Annotated in this window: 13 protein-coding genes; 8 read left to right on the top strand and 5 right to left on the bottom strand. The window is 58.9% G+C overall.

Translation table 11 applies throughout. The features are described from left to right. The first annotated feature begins 2 nt into the window (after positions 1 to 2). The 5 genes from QRN20_RS06405 to QRN20_RS06385 all read left to right on the top strand — a co-directional run bounded on the left by QRN20_RS06405 (position 3) and on the right by QRN20_RS06385 (position 6,258). Entirely contained in the window at positions 3 to 1,136 is a 1,134-nt protein-coding gene (locus QRN20_RS06405) for a mannuronate-specific alginate lyase (protein WP_122412409.1), read from the top strand. A gap of 130 nt (positions 1,137 to 1,266) precedes the next feature. After that, the gene (locus QRN20_RS06400) at positions 1,267 to 2,823 is read left to right on the top strand and encodes an MBOAT family O-acyltransferase (protein ID WP_025994635.1); all 1,557 of its coding nucleotides are present in this window, start codon (positions 1,267 to 1,269) and stop codon (positions 2,821 to 2,823) included. A gap of 10 nt (positions 2,824 to 2,833) precedes the next feature. Further along, positions 2,834 to 4,009 (top strand): alginate O-acetyltransferase, encoded by a 1,176-nt coding sequence (locus QRN20_RS06395; RefSeq protein WP_058432329.1) that lies wholly within the window; start codon positions 2,834 to 2,836, stop codon positions 4,007 to 4,009. 12 nt (positions 4,010 to 4,021) lie between these two features. Further along, positions 4,022 to 4,690 carry an alginate O-acetyltransferase AlgF gene (locus tag QRN20_RS06390; RefSeq protein ID WP_004886260.1) on the top strand — a complete coding sequence of 223 codons (669 nt, stop codon included), beginning with the start codon at positions 4,022 to 4,024 and terminating at the stop codon, positions 4,688 to 4,690. A 116-nt stretch (positions 4,691 to 4,806) separates the two neighbouring features. After that, positions 4,807 to 6,258 carry a mannose-1-phosphate guanylyltransferase/mannose-6-phosphate isomerase gene (locus tag QRN20_RS06385; RefSeq protein ID WP_025994632.1) on the top strand — a complete coding sequence of 484 codons (1,452 nt, stop codon included), beginning with the start codon at positions 4,807 to 4,809 and terminating at the stop codon, positions 6,256 to 6,258. Positions 6,259 to 6,342: 84 nt separating this feature from the next. Here QRN20_RS06385 and QRN20_RS06380 read toward each other — a convergent pair whose 3' ends face one another. After that, positions 6,343 to 9,012: an RHS repeat domain-containing protein gene (locus QRN20_RS06380; protein WP_285360037.1), complete on the bottom strand. Its 2,670-nt coding sequence runs from the start codon at positions 9,010 to 9,012 to the stop codon at positions 6,343 to 6,345. A gap of 624 nt (positions 9,013 to 9,636) precedes the next feature. Between QRN20_RS06380 and QRN20_RS06375 the strand changes: the two genes are divergently transcribed. The 3 genes from QRN20_RS06375 to QRN20_RS06365 all read left to right on the top strand — a co-directional run bounded on the left by QRN20_RS06375 (position 9,637) and on the right by QRN20_RS06365 (position 12,896). Continuing rightward, on the top strand, positions 9,637 to 11,307 hold the full coding sequence (locus QRN20_RS06375; protein WP_191625393.1) for a hypothetical protein: 1,671 nt from the start codon (positions 9,637 to 9,639) through the stop codon (positions 11,305 to 11,307). 288 nt (positions 11,308 to 11,595) lie between these two features. Then, positions 11,596 to 12,060 carry a multidrug transporter gene (locus QRN20_RS06370; protein ID WP_122491277.1) on the top strand — a complete coding sequence of 155 codons (465 nt, stop codon included), beginning with the start codon at positions 11,596 to 11,598 and terminating at the stop codon, positions 12,058 to 12,060. Positions 12,061 to 12,077: 17 nt separating this feature from the next. Next, a complete protein-coding gene (locus QRN20_RS06365) occupies positions 12,078 to 12,896 on the top strand; it encodes an SDR family oxidoreductase (RefSeq protein WP_029242283.1) in 819 nt (272 codons plus the stop codon). Positions 12,897 to 13,374: 478 nt separating this feature from the next. Here the strand turns inward: QRN20_RS06365 and QRN20_RS06360 are convergent, their stop codons facing one another. The 4 genes from QRN20_RS06360 to QRN20_RS06345 are packed head-to-tail and all read right to left on the bottom strand — an operon-like array spanning position 13,375 to position 18,121. Beyond that, complete coding sequence (locus QRN20_RS06360) at positions 13,375 to 14,229, bottom strand: efflux RND transporter periplasmic adaptor subunit (protein ID WP_029242282.1); 855 nt, start codon at positions 14,227 to 14,229, stop codon at positions 13,375 to 13,377. 23 nt (positions 14,230 to 14,252) lie between these two features. Then, positions 14,253 to 14,453 carry a DUF1656 domain-containing protein gene (locus QRN20_RS06355; RefSeq protein WP_004886281.1) on the bottom strand — a complete coding sequence of 67 codons (201 nt, stop codon included), beginning with the start codon at positions 14,451 to 14,453 and terminating at the stop codon, positions 14,253 to 14,255. After that, positions 14,443 to 16,629: an FUSC family protein gene (locus QRN20_RS06350; RefSeq protein ID WP_122606709.1), complete on the bottom strand. Its 2,187-nt coding sequence runs from the start codon at positions 16,627 to 16,629 to the stop codon at positions 14,443 to 14,445. The genes QRN20_RS06355 and QRN20_RS06350 overlap by 11 nt, the downstream gene beginning before the upstream one ends. Position 16,630: 1 nt before the next feature. Beyond that, positions 16,631 to 18,121, bottom strand: coding sequence for an efflux transporter outer membrane subunit (locus tag QRN20_RS06345; protein ID WP_029242280.1), 1,491 nt, complete (start codon positions 18,119 to 18,121; stop codon positions 16,631 to 16,633). Positions 18,122 to 18,136 lie beyond the last annotated feature (15 nt).

The raw sequence follows: 18,136 nt of genomic DNA, 5'->3' as shown, positions 1-18,136 counted from the left end.
TTATGCAGACTCCGAAACTGATACGCCCTACCCTGCTGTCGATGGCAATCCTGTCATCGATGGCCTGGGCCATGGGTGCATCCGCAGCCGCGACACTGGTCCCACCCAAGGGTTATGACGCACCGATCGAAAAAATGAAGACCGGTGATCACAACTTTACCTGTGATGCCATTCCCAAGCCGTACACCGACAAATTGGTGTTTCGCAGCAAGTACGAAGGCTCTGACAAGGCTCGCGCCACGCTGAACCTGAAATCCGAAGAAGCCTTTCGCGATGCGACCAAGGACATCACCACCCTTGAACGCGGCGTCAGCAAAGTCGTGATGCAGTACATGCGCGACGGTCGTCCCGAGCAGCTCGACTGTGCGTTGAACATGATGACCACGTGGGCCAGGGCCGATGCGCTTGAATCCCGCGAGTTCAATCACACCGGCAAGTCGATGCGCAAATGGGCGCTGGGCAGCATGTCGTCGGCGTACCTGCGGTTGAAATTCTCCGAGTCCAAACCGCTGGCCAACCGTCAGCAGGACGCGCAGATCATCGAAGCCTGGTTCAGCAAACTGGCTGATCAGGTCGTCAGCGACTGGAGCAATCTGCCGCTGGAAAAAATCAACAACCACTCGTACTGGGCCGCCTGGTCGGTGATGGCAACGGCTGTCGCGACCAATCGTCAGGACCTGTTCGACTGGGCAGTGAAGGAATTCAAGGTTGCCGCCAATCAGGTGGACAAGGACGGTTTCCTGCCGAACGAAATGAAGCGCCGTCAACGCGCCCTTTCGTACCACAACTATGCCCTGCCGCCACTGGCCATGATCGCCAGCTTCGCCCAGGCCAATGGTGTGGATCTGCGTCCGGAAAACAACGGCGCCTTGAAACGACTGGCTGATCGCGTGCTGGCCGGGGTGAAGGATCCTTCGATGTTTGCCGAGCACAACGGCGAAAAACAGGACATGACGGACCTGAAGAAGGACCCGAAATTTGCCTGGCTGGAACCGTTCTGCGCGCTCTACACCTGCAATGCCGAAACGCTTGAAGAGAAACATGAAAAGCAGCCGTTCAAGACGTTCCGTCTGGGCGGCGACCTGACCAAGGTCTACGACCCGTCCCATGAAAAAGGTGACAAGGACGGTTCCTGATTCGGTGACGTGACGCTTTGAGTGGCGGGAGCTGATTCATCGGCTCCCACAGTGATTCACCCCCCTGTTTTCGATGGGGGGTTTGGGGGGGCTTTGGGCCCTTGAATGTTGGACAAACGGAGAGATAAGGATGGTTTTCTCATCCAACGTGTTCCTGTTCCTGTTCTTGCCGATCTTCCTCGGCTTGTACTACCTGAGCGGGCAACGCTATCGCAATCTGCTGCTGCTGATCGCCAGCTACATCTTCTACGCCTGGTGGCGTGTGGACTTCCTGGCACTGTTCATCGGCGTCACGGTCTGGAACTACTGGATCGGCCTTCAGGTGGGCGCAGCAGGCGTGCGGACCAAACCGGCACAGCGCTGGCTGCTGCTCGGTGTGGTCGTGGACCTCGGCATTCTGGGCTACTTCAAGTACGCGAACTTCGGCGTGGACAGCATCAACGCGGCCATGACCTCCATGGGTCTGGAACCGTTCATCCTGACGCACGTGCTGTTGCCGATCGGTATCTCGTTCTACGTGTTCGAGTCCATCAGCTACATCATCGACGTGTATCGCGGCGACACCCCGGCAACCCGCAACCTGATCGACTTCGCGGCGTTCGTGGCGATTTTCCCGCACCTGATCGCAGGTCCCGTGTTGCGCTTCCGTGACCTGGCCGACCAGTTCAACAACCGCACGCACACACTGGACAAGTTCTCCGAAGGCGCCACGCGCTTCATGCAGGGATTCATCAAGAAAGTGTTCATCGCCGACACCCTCGCGGTCGTGGCGGATCACTGCTTCGCCCTGCAGAACCCGACCACAGGCGATGCCTGGCTCGGCGCGCTGGCGTACACCGCACAGCTGTATTTCGACTTCTCCGGCTACAGCGACATGGCTATCGGCCTGGGTTTGATGATGGGTTTCCGCTTCATGGAAAACTTCAAGCAGCCCTACATCAGCCAGTCGATCACTGAGTTCTGGCGCCGCTGGCACATCAGCCTGTCCACCTGGCTGCGTGACTACCTGTACATCACCCTGGGCGGCAACCGTGGCGGCAAGTTCGCGACCTACCGCAACCTGTTCCTGACCATGCTGCTGGGCGGTCTCTGGCACGGCGCCAACGTCACCTACATCATCTGGGGTGCCTGGCACGGCATGTGGCTGGCAATCGAGAAAGCGCTGGGCATCAACACCAAGCCTTACAGCTTCAACGTGATCCGCTGGGCACTGACCTTCCTGCTGGTTGTGATCGGCTGGGTAATTTTCCGCGCAGAAAACCTGCATGTTGCAGGCCGCATGTACGGCGCCATGTTCAGCTTCGGCGAATGGGAACTGTCCGAGCTCAACCGTGCAAGCCTCACCGGCCTGCAAGTGGCGACGCTGGTTCTGGCCTACGCAACCCTGGCGTTCTTCGGTCTGCGTGACTTCTATCAGAACCGTCAGGCCGACGATGGCAAGAGCGCCAAGGCCGACGGCCCTGCGACTGCGCAACCGGGCACCATCAAGGCCGTTCCTGGCGACGCGCCCGGCAGCCTGCATCTGCCTGGCTACACCGTGGGCAGCGAAGCGCAGGTGCAACCGGCCTACTGGGTTGCCGACTGGCCCCGCTACGCCATGCGCGCACTGATCCTGCTGCTGTTCGTTGCTTCGATTCTCAAACTTTCGGCGCAGAGCTTCTCGCCGTTCCTTTACTTCCAGTTCTGAGGAGCCTGACATGACCCGTTCATTACGAATCCTCTACATCGCCATCTTCCTGGGTCTGCTGCTGATCCTGGGCGCCTGGTCGCTGCGCAGCTTCAGCACGTTCTCGACTTCGGCCGAGACCACCGTGCTCAACGGCAAGTGGACCAAGGCGGCGGAAACCCATTACGACGATGAGTTTCCGATCAAGCGCCTGGGCACCAACCTCTGGGCGGCGCTGGATTACAAGCTGTTCAACGAAGGCCGTCCCGGCGTCGTGCTCGGCAAGGACCAGTGGCTGTACACCGATGAAGAGTTCGATGCTGTTGCCAACGGCGAGCAGAACGAAGCGGACAACCTGGCGTTGATCCAGGGCGTACGTGACGCGCTGGAAAAACAGGGCACCAAACTGGTTCTGGCCATCGTTCCGGCCAAGACCCGTCTGTACCCGGAACACATCGGCGACACCAAGCCGGCCAGCCTGCACGCCGATCTGTATCAGCAGTTCCACGCGCAGGTCGCCAAGGCCGGGATCTTCGCACCGGACCTGTTGGCACCGCTACAGGCGGCCAAGCAGAAAGGCCAGGTTTTCCTGCGCACCGATACGCACTGGACGCCGATGGGCGCCGAAGTGGCCGCGCAGCAACTGGGTGTAGCCATCGCTCAGAAAACACCGCTGGAAGGCGAGCCTGAACAGTTCGTCACCCAGGCCAAGGGCAGCGAGTCGTACAAGGGCGACCTGACCACGTTCCTGCCGCTGGATCCGCTGTTCAGCAACATGCTGCCCAAGCCTGACGAGCTGCAGCAACGCAGCACCGATCCGGTTCAGGGCGAACCGGCTGGCGATGACGCCTTGTTCGCAGACAGCGATATTCCGGTCGGTCTGGTCGGCACCAGCTATAGCGCCAACCCGAACTGGAACTTCGTCGGGGCGTTGAAAGAAGCCCTGCGCAGCGACGTCGTCAACTACGCCGAAGACGGCCATGGCCCGATCCTGCCGATGCTCAAGTACCTGCAGACCGACGCCTTCAAGAACACCCCGCCGCAAGTGGTCATCTGGGAATTCCCGGAGCGCTACCTGCCGGCTCACAACGACCTTGGCGAGTTCGATCAGCAGTGGATCGCCGAGCTGAAAAAATCGCGAAATACCCAAGATAACGTGGCGTTGAACGCCAACCCATCCGAGTCGCCCAACCGGGCGCAAAACTGAGAGGACTGACTCATGACCCAACACACGACTGCAAACCGTTCGAACAAGAACCGTTTCTTCAAAACCTGCGCACTGGCCGCAGGCCTGGGCCTGATGTCCCTGCAAGCCTTCGCAGGTGACTCCGCCCTGTACGGCCCGACCGCTCCGAAAGGCTCGACCTTCGTGCGTGTCTACAACGCCAGCAACGCTGAAATCAGCGCCAGCGTCGGTAACACCAACATGAACGAAGTCGCGCCATTGGGCAGCACCGCGTTCAGCTTCATGCCACAGGGCGACTACACCGCCAAGCTGGGCAGCCAGAGCGTGCCGGTGAAACTGGCAGGCGATCACTATTACACCCTGGTCAACAACGCCAGCGGCAAACCGCAACTGATCGAAGAACCACCGTTCAAGAACAAGCAGAAATCCCTGGTTCGCGTGCAGAACCTCAGCGACAAGGCACTGACCCTGAAAACCGCCGACGGCAAGACCGATGTGGTCAAGGCTGTGGCAGCCAAGGGCACCGGCGAGCGTGAAATCAATCCGGTCAAAGTCAGTCTGGCGCTGTACGACGGCGACAAGAAAGTCACCGATGTGAAACCTGTGGCCCTGGAGCGTGGCGAAGCCGCCGTTCTGTACATCACCGGCAGTGGCAGCAGCCTCTCGCCAGTGTGGGTCAAGCCACCGGTTGCAACCCGCTAAAGGATAAAGCTGGCCGGTTCATGGCAATGCCCTGAACCGGCCGGTGCGGAACAAGAAAAAGACAGAAACGACAGACAGCACGTACAGCCCATATTGAATGCTATTGGAGAAATAAAATGATTCCAGTGATCTTGTCAGGTGGTAGCGGTTCACGACTCTGGCCGCTTTCGCGCAAGCAGTTCCCTAAACAGTTCCTGGCACTGACCGGCGACCAGACCCTGTTCCAGCAAACGCTGCAGCGTCTTGTATTCGACGGCATGCAGGAGCCGATCATTGTCTGCAACAAGGAACACCGTTTCATCGTCAGCGAGCAGCTCGCGGCCCTGAAACTGGAAACCCAGGCGATTCTCATGGAACCGTTCGGCCGCAACACTGCGCCGGCCGTGGCCCTGACCGCCATGAAACTGGTCAACGAAGGTAACGATGGCCTGATGCTGGTGCTGCCGGCCGACCACGTGATCGAAGACCAGAAAGCCCTGCAACGCGCGCTGGCACTGGCGACTGTAGCCGCCGAGCGTGGCGAAATGGTGCTGTTCGGCGTACCGGCGAACAAGCCGGAAACCGGTTACGGCTACATCAAATCCACCGCTGATGCACTGCTGCCGGAAGGCGTGAGCCGCGTGTCGCAGTTCGTCGAAAAGCCTGACGAAAAACGCGCCAACGAGTTCGTCGAGGCCGGTGGTTACTACTGGAACAGCGGCATGTTCCTGTTCCGTGCCAGCCGCTTCCTGGAAGAGCTGAAAAAGCACGATCCGGACATCTATGACACCTGCCTGCTGACCCTGGAGCGCAGCGTTCACGATGGCGACGCCGTTGAAATCGATGCCTCCACTTTCGCCTGCTGCCCGGACAACTCCATCGACTACGCCGTGATGGAAAAAACCCAGCGCGCTTGCGTTGTGCCGCTGTCGGCAGGCTGGAGCGATGTCGGCTGCTGGTCGTCGCTGTGGGAAGTGAATGCCAAGGATGCCAACGGTAACGTCACCAAGGGCGACGTCGTGATCCAGGATAGCCGCAACTGCATGATCCACGGCAATGGCAAGCTGGTGTCGGTGATCGGTCTGGACAACATCGTGGTCGTCGAAACCAAGGACGCCATGATGATTGCCCACAAGGACAAGGTCCAGGGCGTCAAGCAGATGGTCAACACCCTGAACGAACAGGGCCGTACCGAAACCCAGAACCACCTCGAAGTGTACCGTCCGTGGGGTTCGTATGACTCCGTGGACATGGGCGGCCGCTTCCAGGTCAAGCGCATCTCGGTCAAGCCGGGCGCGTGCCTGTCGCTGCAGATGCACCACCACCGCGCCGAGCACTGGATCGTGGTATCCGGTACTGCGCAGGTAACCTGTGACGAGAACGTGTTCCTGCTGACCGAGAACCAGTCCACCTACATCCCGATCGCTTCGGTCCACCGCCTGAAAAACCCGGGCAAGATTCCATTGGAAATCATCGAAGTCCAATCGGGCAGTTACCTGGGCGAAGACGACATCGAGCGATTCGAAGACGTCTACGGCCGCTCGGGCGCGCTGGAAGCCGGTGTGAAGACGCAGACCATCGCGCGTTGATCAGCGGTTAGCAAAAAAACGGTAGAACACCGGCCCCCGTCACTGTCTTGCGTATCCCATCCGCAAGACAGTGACGGGGGCTTTTTAGTTGTTGCGATTCTTCGTTGTGGAAAACTCATGCACCGGGCCGGAAGGGCCGCGAGACCTGCAAAACAAGGCATGAACCTGATCATAGGCAGGTACCTGTTTCAATAACTTGCTCAATGGCACTGACTTTCCTGGTTTGACGATCAGCACATCGTGATAGTTTTCAACGTGCTGGATCGATGAGGCTGAAATCGCAGGCTTGCGATTCAACAATTGTGAGTGGTAAAGACCGTTAGCAAATTTACTGTCGAAAGCCGATGAGTAGGCGATTTCATAATCGCGTGACTCCATACCGCATTCGATGACCTCCACAGGAGCGACTTGAAGCTTTCTCGATTGAAATCGGTACAGTTCGCTTCGAGATGCGGACAGCAGAGTGTCCGGAGGCGCGTAAAAACCAAGCTTGATGGGTGCGTTATAAATCTTGTGCACCGGGGATCGCAGCCTTCCATGCCCGTGGATAATAAGATCCTTTTTAGCGACGGGACTGTGTGACTCAAATTGTTTTATCGTGAAGTCTGGATAATCCAAAGTGACATATTTCTTATAACCGGCCGGCCTGAGCGTGAACCTTGAAGTACTTCCAGTTGCTTCCAATGCGCTGTTTCTGGCATCCCGCGCGGTGCTTGGCAGTAGGGGCAACACAGTCGGCAAGGGCTGAGGATCAGCCTCAAGCAGTTTTGGATCATTTACATCGTTCGGCTGAGTACCACATCTATCCTGGTGGCACATCGGATTATTTTTGACCATACGGTACAGATTCAACCCATCCACGTCCCCCGCCGGATCCGGATTGATCCATCGCTGCAACCAAGGTGCGTAATACCTCAGCCCGTAGTAATACAGCCCTGTTACGTCCCGCTCCTTGCCGGAATAGCGCACGCTCTTGTAACTCGCTTCAATGGCACTGCGCGCCGCCCACCATGAGGTGCCGCCGAACGGGTAGTAACTTTCCTGACTGATCAGGTGCGCCTGCTCATCAAGCTCCAGCGTGCCAGAGCCCAGATGGTCGTTCAGCGTGTAGCGGATCTGATCGTTGTCGAGGCTGTCCGGCTGGCCAGCTTCCCAATGCAACACCCGCACGCCGCTGCGTCCGGCCTGACCTGTGATGACGTACAGCATTTCGCGAGTGGTAGTGTTGGTGCGGATTTCCAGTCCTGGCAAGTAACGCACTTCGGCTCGATGGACCACGGACCCTGCCTTAGTCACACGTACTTTGCGTACACGCTGGCCGCTGGCGTCGTAACGGTAATGCTCGCTGTCGTCTTCGCCGGCTTCACGTATTACCGGGCGCACATCCTGCAACTGGTTGCGTCGATCCCAGCTCAGGTTCTGTCCTGCTTGCAGCGCTAAAAGATTGCCATTTGCGTCGAACGCGCGGGCTATTTCCTCTTCACCGGGTGGCAGATTGTCGATGACCGGCAGGCTGCGATTACTCCGCCTGGCCACAGCCATCGTTCGCGAATGGGACTGTGCGCCAACGTGGGTCAACTGCAGCAGATTGCCACCCGCATCATAACGATAGGTTTGCGTGTAATTGGCCAGTTGCGCAGGATCGGGCGGGCTCTGAAAAAACGGGAAAGTCGGTCCGTGCTTGACGGTTGCGGCTTCTCGGCCTGTTGCCTCGACCAATTGATATAGGGTGTCGTACCGATATGTCGACACCGGATCGATACGTTGATTGGCGTAATACTCGGTCGGCTGAGCGCAGTCTTCGATGCGCAGGACATTGCCAACCGCATCGTAGGCGTACAGCAGATTCTGCAACAGCGATCCATAGGCATTCGTTGCTTTCAGCTCCACAAGCCGACCGTCTTCGCTCTGATAAACCGCGGTGCTCACCACACCATTGCCTGCTGTTTCTGACACAACGCGGTTCTGAGCGTCGTAGCGGATATCGCTGACCAGTGTCTTCTCCGACTGATTCCCAAGCTGCAATCGGCTGGCCTTTAGCTGACCGGCGACCGTCTGGTCCAGGAAGTGAACACTGCCCAAGGCATCGGTCCGCTGTATGACCTCGCCCAACGGGTTATAACGCCAATGCGTGGTCGCGCCGTTGTCGACCTCCAGCGAGGCGTTACGCTCAGGAATTGATTCAGACCAGTCCGGGCTGTCGAGTTCACGCAGAAAATGCCGGGTTTGCGCTATCACAGTACCGGTCAGACCGAACTCGCCGTTCAATCGGGTGCCTGCCGGATCATCGTGGCGACTCAACTGACCACACAGGTTTCGCGCTGCCAGGTCAGGCCCGCCATAAAGCAGGCGTTCCACACAGCGCTGGTCTTCGAACACAGCCGTCGGCCGGAGCAGCGCATCGTACTGCATGCTTCGTACAGTCTTTCGACCGTCCCAGACGTATATCGGCTGCTCACTCTCTCCTGGCAACACGACCCGCCAGCCGGCATCAACGCTGTCGGTCGACAGAACAGAACCGCTCAGCGAATGCCTGGAAATTACATTTGCCGCGGCCTGAACGGCCCACAAGCGAGCGTCCCAGCGTCCAACCAGACGACCCGCGGCATCGAACGCAGAGCGGTCAACCCGGATCTCCGGCTCATCGGCAGCGTTCAGGCGAAAGAATGCAGCCGAACGGACAGGCAACCCACGAGGGTCCGTCACCTGCAAGGTGGGCGTATAGCAATGTAACGAGGTGTTTGCTGTATTCACGGCCGAGTCGTCCTTGAATGACCTCTTCAAAGTTTAGGTGTTCTGGACGAATACACCGGCAGAGGAAGAAGAAATGATCATGCAATGGAGAAGTGGACATCGTGATCCTCAATGTCCTCATGGGCCCCTTCGAAAACAGCAAGGAGCTGCCTACGACCTCAGCGAGAAATAAGTCATGTCCCGCGCAATGTTTATCGTCTGCCACTGTTATTTCTGTCAGTAGCCAGAAGTTCTCACTCTGCTTAACGTTATCGGGTAGTCAGCCAAACCGTCTGCAAGTATCAACTATGGGCAAAAGGCAAAAATCACAAGCGTACTGCTCGGGAGTAAAGCCGAGTTGCCGACGTCCAAAATTTATACCTTCGTATGACTGAGCGCTGCCAATCATAAAACCCGGATGATGCAAGCGTGCCTCATCCAGGCTGCACGTCCCCAGCGAGTGGCAGGCGGACGGCAACTGGCAGGATTGTGCCAATGCCTGCCGTGCGCAATGGCTATCGCCCGCAAACCCTGGAGTTTCGCGCATTAGCCGGGCCGGACAGGCCTAACAGTTGTGCCAGTATCCTGAGGTCGCTGTGTTTGCTTTTCTTGGATTGAGTAGTAATCACTCATCAGGAGATGGCCATGAACGGCGAAGACGAAAGAAAAGTGGACAGTGAACAGCCTCAGCAGACTGACAGGGCAGCAGACACCGAGCCCTCAACTGCAGGAACGGAGCAGGAGACAACGCCCAGCCTTGAGCAAGCACAGCACCCCGTTGAAGAACCGAGCGCCCTCGATGCCACGACCCTGGCACTCGATGAAGAGCGTCATCGACTGGCAACGTGGATCAAGGAATATTCAAGCGTACTTAAAAAGAGAATTGAAGACGAATTAGGCGCTGTCGAAAAACTCATCGACACTGGCCCTGACCAGCCACCGCCGCACCCTGAGAGCATGGACACACTTGACGCTGAAAGACTTGCGAAACAGCAGGAACTCCAGCGTTTGTCGACGGAATTCAAAGACCGTTTAAGACACCTGATTACAAGCGCAGATGAAGCGTTGCGTCAGGTCGAAGAAAACATAGCGGAATACTCACGTTCTGGCGGATCAATGCTAAGCGGCTGCCCTGGAGGGGGTGGTGTATCGGGCGGAGTGTGCAGGCCTTTCACCAACGAGCATCGAAGTACGTGGCAAACCACCTACCACGGAGGCCGAACCCTGCGCATCATGGACGCCATCCTGCCCGGTACCCACGACTCGGGTATGGATAAAGACGCCAGTTACACCCAAAGCTGGGAAACCTGCCAGGATATATCGCCGCATCACCAATTGATGAACGGTATCCGGGTGCTGGACCTCAGAGTGGAATTCAAGGAAAACGCTCCGATCAGTAGCCACTCTCGTTTCAGCATTTACCATAGCCTCAATTCCGGCCGTACCGTTGGTTACGACATCCTGGAAGGGGTCAAGATGTTCCGCAACCATAAACCCGCTGAAGGAAATCCAAAAAAAGAAATTGTCATCCTCGACTTTCATCAGTTCAAGAACTTCACTGATGCCGCGCACAAAGAGCTTCAAGCCCTGATCAAAAACAGCTTGGGCGCCGCAATAATTCCACGCTGGATGAATGCGCTAACGATAGAGCAAATCTGGAATCACGGTGATTATGGCGTGGTCATTGCCTACGAAGACGATCGACGGGATCCGTTATTCTGGGACGGTGTCAAACAGAAATGGATAGGCGAAAACTTCCCTTCTACCGGCACACTAAAGGAGTACATGGACGACATCGCAACCTATCCCAAACCTTACAACGAACTATGGTCCATCCAGTGCGCCAAATACAACAAGCCTCCCCTCGGCACACCGGATGACTTCTCCGATAAAATTCGTGAGTGGTTCTATTCAGAGGATCAAGGGTCTTACATTCAAAAATTTTACATTATCAATACCGACTGGTCGTTGCGACAGCGACTGGTTGATAACTGCATTCACGCCAACAGAATCAGGGCAGAATCCAAGGCATGGGGTGGAACGATTGACGTGCCCCAATCTGAAGAATATCAAATCAATTACACGGGACGTTACCTTAACGTACGGGTGTGGAATGGCCAGTGGACAAGGAGGCTGCGGCTACCAGAGGGTGGATATGAGACTTGCCCGTTACAGATAAAGAGTACTGCGGATTACTCAACCGAGCTGATGCTTGCGGGATCGGATAATCCATCAGTCTCTATTACCCTTAATAAGGGAGACGTCGTCTCGTTCGTATTAAGAGATAAAAAGTGGCGCATGCTGGGATCAAACTGAACCCACCTGTTTTCGATTTACTGAAAGCAGGAAACCCGTAAGGGTTAATCATGATCCGGGGCACAAAGCAACGGCCACAGGGTCGGCTCAGGTCAAAGGGTCGGAACACCGGGGCGATGCGCTGATACCCGAACGGATGGGGCAGGAATTGAACAGGGCCTGATCAAAGGACCCGGTGTGTAACGCATCACTGCGGCTGCGCTTCCACGCCTCGTCCGACCTTATTGGTCAACGGCCCTTCCCTTTCTGTAGGATGTCCAGCACCGCCCCTCGCTGGAGACCCGCTGCATGCTGATCGGCATCCTGTCAATCCTGACCTGGCTCATTCTGCTGCTGCGCTACCCGGCGAAGGCCCTGCCGGTGTCGCTGGCGGCAGCGGCTGGTATGGGAATAGTGGCCGCCATTGTGATCTGGCAGGACAGTCGCGAGACCCGGCAGTTGGAGCAACTGGATATCCGTCTGGCCTACACGCCTCAGCAATGTCCGGCTGATCGTCCGTTGCAAGTCTCAGTCACCAACCGCAACAAGGCGTCGCTATTGGAACTGCGTTGGCGGATCGCTGCGTATGCGCCCGGCGATACGGTCAATCTGGCGGATAACACCTACACTTCTGCGCGCTACCGTGGCCCCGGCGAGTTGCAGGCGGACGGCAACTGGCAGGACTGCGTGCCGGTGCCTGCGCTGCGCAATGGCTATCGCCCGCAAACCCTGGAGTTTCGCGCAGAACATCTGCAAGGCAGTTTCTCGGACTGATCCCTAAGGACATCGACATGCCCATCGCTCTCATCACTGGCTGTTCCAGCGGAATAGGTCGCGCACTCGCCGACGCCTTCAAGGCGAACGGTTACGAAGTGTGGGCCACGGCGCGCAAGCAGGAAGACGTCGCCACGCTGAGCGCAGCCGGTTTCATTACCGTGCAACTGGATGTCAACGACAGCATGGCACTGGAACAACTCGCTGCCGGGTTGGAACACAGCGGGCTCGATGTGCTGATCAACAACGCGGGTTACGGCGCGATGGGGCCGTTGCTGGACGGCGGCGTCGAGGCACTGCAACGGCAGTTCGAAACCAACGTGTTTTCGGTGATCGGCGTCACGAAAGCGCTGTTCCCCGCGCTGCGCCGCAACAAGGGACTGGTGGTCAATATCGGCAGTGTTTCCGGCGTGCTGGTGACGCCATTCGCAGGTGCCTACTGCGCCTCGAAAGCGGCCGTGCATGCACTCAGCGATGCGCTGCGTCTGGAACTGGCACCGTTTGGCGTGCAGGTGATGGAAGTTCAGCCGGGCGCCATTGCCTCGAGTTTTGCGAAGAACGCCAGCCACGAGGCCGAGCAGTTGATCAGCGAGCAGTCGCCCTGGTGGCCGATCCGTGAAGGCATCCGTGCCCGCGCCAAGGCGTCGCAGGACAACCCCACACCCGCCACCGACTTCGCCCGCGACCTGCTCAAGGCCGTCCAGCAAGCCAACCCGCCGCGTCTTCTGCGCCTGGGCAACGGCTCACGCGTGCTGCCGCTGATGTCATGGCTGCTGCCCAAGGCATTGCTGGAAAGCGGACTGCGCAAGCGGTTCGGGTTGAATGCGTCGTTGTGATACGCCGTAACCTGCTCGTGCCCACGCTCCGCGCTCATCGTTATACACAAATCGACCTGAAGGAACGCGCTATCCGAAAGTGGGAGCGGACTTGTCCGCGAATACTGATTTGCAGACGCTGCATCTTCGTCGGATGTATTAACTTTTCGCGGACAAGTCCGCTCCCACGGTCATAACCGTGCCCGCTCCAAACGCTTATCGCGACTTGTGTATAACGATGAGCGCTCTGCGTGGGAATGCCTCCCAGGACGCTCCGCGTCCGCTCTCGAATGTGGCTCAGATGCGTGGCCAAGCTCCGCCGTTATCCACGTCATGCGCTCGGCTCACTGGATCCGTAGTCTGTGCCATTTGTGACGCGGAGCGTCACGGGAGGCATGCCCACGCGGAGCGATGGGCACGATCAGTGTTGAGCCGGATTTGTGAGCGCAGAGTGGGAACGATCATACGCGGCGTGTGAGGAATGATCAGAGGGGCAAGATCAGCCTGGCGTCACAATCACCGTGCATGTCATTCCCGCTGACAACTGCACACCGTCCGGCACGCGATCCAGATGGATGCGTACCGGTACACGCTGGGCCAGGCGGACCCAGTTGAAGGTCGGGTTGACGTCGGCGACCAGCTCGCGGCTTTGTGGGTTGTCGCGGTCATAAATACCGCGCGCGATGCTTTCGACGTGGCCCTGGATCACCCCACCACTCATCAATTGCATGTCCGCCGGATCACCCACTTTCACGTGCGGCAGTTTGGTTTCTTCGAAGAAGCCATAGACCCAGAACGAGTTCATATCAACCACCGCCATCTTCGCCTCGCCAATGCGCGCGTAGTCACCCCGATGCACGTTCAGGTTGGTGACATAGCCATCCACCGACGCCAGCACGCGAGTGCGCGACAGGTTCAGTTCCGCCGCCTCCAGCTGTGCCTGAGCCAGTTGATAGTCCGCCAGCGCCGAGGTTGCGACGGTGCTCGCGTCATCACGGTTTTCCGCCGAGATCACCAGTTCGTCCATGTCGGCGCGGCGTTTGGCGTTGAGCTTGCGCATCTCCCAGGTGGCCTTGCGCGAGGCCAGCAGCGCCTGGGCCTGCCTGACTGCAATCCGGTAGTGCTCCGGGTCGATCTGCATCAACAGGTCGCCGCGCCTGACCTGCTGGTTGTCGTGCACCGGCACATCGATCACGGTGCCGGAGACATCCGCCGCCACATTGATGATGTCGGCGCGCACACGGCCGTCGCGGGTCCAGGGCGTGTCCATGTATTGGACCCATAACGTGCGTCCGATCCACAGAGCCAGCGCCAGAAACAGCAACGTGGCGATCACGCTGAAAAACTTTTTCATCCGAAGATTTCCCGAGCCAGACATCAACGATAAAGAGGCAGCGCCAGCGCGCCGAACAGACAGGTGAACAGGCTCAGGCGAAGTAACGCCGGATGCCAGAAGTGGCGATACAGATCCAGCCCTGCCAACAGGCGATCCAGCCCCCAGGCCAGGGCCATCGCAAGCAGAAACATCAGGCTCACGGTCGGCATGTACAAACCATGAAAGGCGATCTCACGCGGCATGGGCCACTCCAGAAAAACCAGCTACGCAGCCATAGGCAGCCATGGGTGATTGAGGGTTCAGCAACGAAGAGCGAATGAAGTGCAGGTAGCTTTTCACCCGGCGCAGCACCGAAGTATCGAAGTGCGAGGCAAACGGCTCATCCGCTTCCTGAACCCGATTGAGCGCCTGATCGACTGCCAGCAGACACCGCTGCAGATTGTTCTCGTCAGGCTGGATGAACAGACGGACCAGCGCTCGTCCCATTACCCGCAGCGCAATGCGCCAGGGTTGATACTCGGCATAGCTTGGATGAACCGGCAGCACGGCCTGCTCGCGACGCAACTCGATGATCGCGTGACCGACTTCCAGCACGACGAACATCCAGCGCAACAGTTCACGCTGCACCTCAGGTCTGCCGATGGCCAGGCCATATGCCTGATGCATGAGGTCGCGGGTCTGACTCTCGAAACGCGAACCCAGTCGTTGCAAGGGTGCACTGATCGCGAACACCACCTGATCACGCAACGCCTGCTCGAGTCGCTGCCACATCCAGCGGCTGTTGGGCGGCAGGATGATTGCGCCCGCAGCGGCACAGAACAGCATGCCGATCACCATGGCGATGTAATCGTTGATGAAGGTGTAAGGGTCATAGACCGTCAGGTTGTCCGGCACCGAGCCGATGCTGAAAAAGATCAGCAAGCCCAGCCCGTACCCGGTCCATTGCGGCCGTGAACCGAGGAAAGCACCCAGCACGAAAACCGGCGTAAGCAAAACGCACAGCAAAGGAAAGCCATCGATCTGCGGAAACAGAAAAAAGGTTTCGACAAACCCGAGCAGCGCGCCGAGGAGCGTGCCGCAAGCCATCTGAAACGACATGCGTCGGGGATTGTGTGTGGTCGAAGACAGCGCGACGGTTGCAGCCGAAGCCAGCGTCGTGACCGCCCCGCTGGGCCAGGCGGTCAGCACCCAGTAAGCGCTCAACAGCGCAACCACACACGTCGCGCGAACGCCCGCAGCCGCTGCCGTCATCCAGTGCGTGCGTGGCACGAAGGGCTCATTCCACTGCTCACGCACATGCTGATGATCGGCCAGCGATGCGTGGGTCTGGGCGTAGCCGAGCAACTCGTTCAGAAGGCGATACAGCAGCTCGAATGCCGTATGAAAATCCAGCCATTGGGCCTCGTCTGGAACCGCTTTTTCAAAATCGGCACGCAGACGCCTGACCGTATCCGGCCACTGCGCCTTGAGTGTTTCCAGATGCGTAACCAGTCGCGCGGCGTCGGGACTGGTCAGGGGCTTGTCGGCAAACGCATCGAGCAGCGCGGTCAACTGATCGAGTCCCGGCTCGACGTGACCCAGCACAGCGTTCGAACGCTCGACACGTAGCCGCTCAAGCAGTTGATGCAGCGCGTTGAAACGCGTGGTGATGGCCATGAACTCGCTGTTCAGGCGGTTGAGCCGTCCGTTGCGTCGGCGCATGTGCGGGTCTTCGAATACCGTGACGCTGCGCAACCCCTCCAGGCCGATGGCTTCTGCGACGAATCGCACGTTGCCGGTCTCGAAAGCGTCTTGCGCCTGAGTGCCGCGAAGGCCATCGATCACGAAGCGGGCGAAGACACCAAACCGTTGATAGAGCGCGTTGCGCATCGCCGCACTGGCGCTTTGCGGCAGCACCACCGCGCTGACGGCAGTCGCACAGAGAATGCCCAGCGAGATTTCCAGCACCCGCCACACCGCCGCCATGAACGCGCCTTCCGGATGCGCCAGCGCAGGCAGGCCGATCATGGCGGCGGTGTAACCGGCGAGCACGAAACCATACGCACGAAAGTTGCGATAGCGCGCTGCCCCTGCCGAACAGAACCCGACCCACAGCGCCAGACAACCGAGGAACGGCACCGGGTTCTGGGCGAACAGTGCCATCAGCAGCACCATCATGGCAGAGCCCGCCAGCGTTCCGAGCAGCCGGTAAAAACTCTTGGCGAACACCTGCCCGCTTTGCGGCTGCATGACGATGAAAACAGTGATCATCGCCGTCCGGGGTTGGGGCAGCTCAAGGCGCAGCGCCAGCCAATACGTCAGGAATGCGGCGATCAATACCTTGCCGATATAGATCCAGGTTACGCCGTCGCTGCGCGCCCAACCGTTGAACTCACGACGCCAGGGCAGCGCGATAATTCGATGAGCAAGCGTGGTCATATCAGTGGCCGACCTTCTTGCCCGTTTCAACAAAAGCCGCGGGTACATCGTTTCCCGCCGACAACCCGCCACCCAGCGCCACCACTAGTCCGGCGTAGGCGCTCAGGCGCGCAGCCTCGACCTGCTGCTGAACCTGTTGTTGACGAAACAGCAGGGTCTGGGCGTTGAGCACATTCAGGTAATCGGTCAACCCGCGCTGATAAGCGATCATGGCTATGTCGTAGGTCTTGCGCGCCGACGCCACCGACTCGGCTGCGTACACTTGCTGTTTGTCGAGCGAGGCGCGACGAATCAACTGGTCGGACACACTTTGCAGCGCCGTGACCAGCGTCTGGTTGTAATGCGCGACCGCCAGATCGTACCCGGCCGACGCGCGCCCCAGTTCAGCGCGCAGACGCCCGCCGTCGAAGATCGGCAGCGTGAGCGCAGGGCCTGCCTTGTAGCTGAACTTGCTGCCGGTCAGAAACTCCAGCATGCCGCCCCCTGTCGCCATGTAACCCAGACTGGCGACCAGATCGACGTTGGGATAGAAATTGGCATGGGCCACGTCCAGGCCTCGCGCCTGTGCGGCGACACGCCACTGACTGGCAACCACATCAGGCCGCTGGCCAAGCAGTTGCGCAGGCAGGGCCGACGGCAGCGTCAGTTCAGTGTTCAGCGCAAGGGCGGGACGCTGCAAGGTCGCTCCGTCACCCGGCCCCTTGCCCGCCAGTGCCGCCAGTTGATTACGCCCCAGGGCGATGGCTTCTTCGAGCTCATCGATCTGCCGATGGATCTCCGGCAACGGCGCCTCAGCCTGACTGACTTCGAAGTGCGTGCCCAGGCCGCCCTTGAGCCGACGTTGCGCCAGCTCCAGCATCTGCTGTTGCTGGGCCAGAGTCGCCTGGGCGATCTCCAGGCGGGCGAAGTTCAGGGAGAATTGGATGTAGGCGCGGACAATGTTTTCCTGCAATTCAAGCTGGGCCTGCCGCTGTTCGGCGGCGCTCATGTGCGCGAGGTCAAGCGCCTGTTCGCTGGCGTTACGCTCGCGTCCCCACAGGTCAAGCGCGTAACTCAGACCCAGCGAGGCATTATTGTCCCAGGTGTGACTATCGGCGAGCGCACCGGGGCCATAAAACTGATCGCTCGGCCATTCATGACGCGCCAGACTGGCGGTGCCCTGAACCTGCAGCGACTCGGCGGATTCGGCCACCCCGGCCATGGCTCTGGCGTCCCTGACTCTTGCGGCGGCCATGGCCAGGCTCGGACTGCCAAGGATCGCCAGCCCGATCCAGCGATTCAGTTGCGGGTCGTTATAGACGCGCCACCACTGCTGGTTCGGCCAGTGTGCGCTGAGCGCGGCGCGCTGAATGGCCTGATCGGTGGCCAGACTGTCGGCGGGCAACAGGTCACCCTTGGGTCCGATTCCGCCGGTTCCGATGCAGCCGCTGATGACGAACGATAAAGCCATGAGACCGAGGGGCTTGAGCCCTCTGATGATGCGACGCGGCACAGCTGCGAATTCCCG

The organism is Pseudomonas sp. fls2-241-TYG-175 (assembly GCF_030209155.1).
GTDB classification, from domain to species: Bacteria; Pseudomonadota; Gammaproteobacteria; order Pseudomonadales; family Pseudomonadaceae; genus Aquipseudomonas; species Aquipseudomonas viridiflava.
Note: the sequence above shows the minus strand (reverse complement) of the source record. Positions and strands in the feature narration are given on the sequence as shown.

Coding starts and splice junctions, on each gene's coding strand:
- QRN20_RS06405 (WP_122412409.1), top strand. CDS start 3: ATGCAGACTCCGAAACTGATACGCCCTACCCTGCTGTCGATGGCAATC.
- QRN20_RS06400 (WP_025994635.1), top strand. CDS start 1,267: ATGGTTTTCTCATCCAACGTGTTCCTGTTCCTGTTCTTGCCGATCTTC.
- QRN20_RS06395 (WP_058432329.1), top strand. CDS start 2,834: ATGACCCGTTCATTACGAATCCTCTACATCGCCATCTTCCTGGGTCTG.
- QRN20_RS06390 (WP_004886260.1), top strand. CDS start 4,022: ATGACCCAACACACGACTGCAAACCGTTCGAACAAGAACCGTTTCTTC.
- QRN20_RS06385 (WP_025994632.1), top strand. CDS start 4,807: ATGATTCCAGTGATCTTGTCAGGTGGTAGCGGTTCACGACTCTGGCCG.
- QRN20_RS06375 (WP_191625393.1), top strand. CDS start 9,637: ATGAACGGCGAAGACGAAAGAAAAGTGGACAGTGAACAGCCTCAGCAG.
- QRN20_RS06370 (WP_122491277.1), top strand. CDS start 11,596: ATGCTGATCGGCATCCTGTCAATCCTGACCTGGCTCATTCTGCTGCTG.
- QRN20_RS06365 (WP_029242283.1), top strand. CDS start 12,078: ATGCCCATCGCTCTCATCACTGGCTGTTCCAGCGGAATAGGTCGCGCA.
- QRN20_RS06360 (WP_029242282.1), bottom strand. CDS start 14,229: ATGAAAAAGTTTTTCAGCGTGATCGCCACGTTGCTGTTTCTGGCGCTG.
- QRN20_RS06355 (WP_004886281.1), bottom strand. CDS start 14,453: ATGCCGCGTGAGATCGCCTTTCATGGTTTGTACATGCCGACCGTGAGC.
- QRN20_RS06350 (WP_122606709.1), bottom strand. CDS start 16,629: ATGACCACGCTTGCTCATCGAATTATCGCGCTGCCCTGGCGTCGTGAG.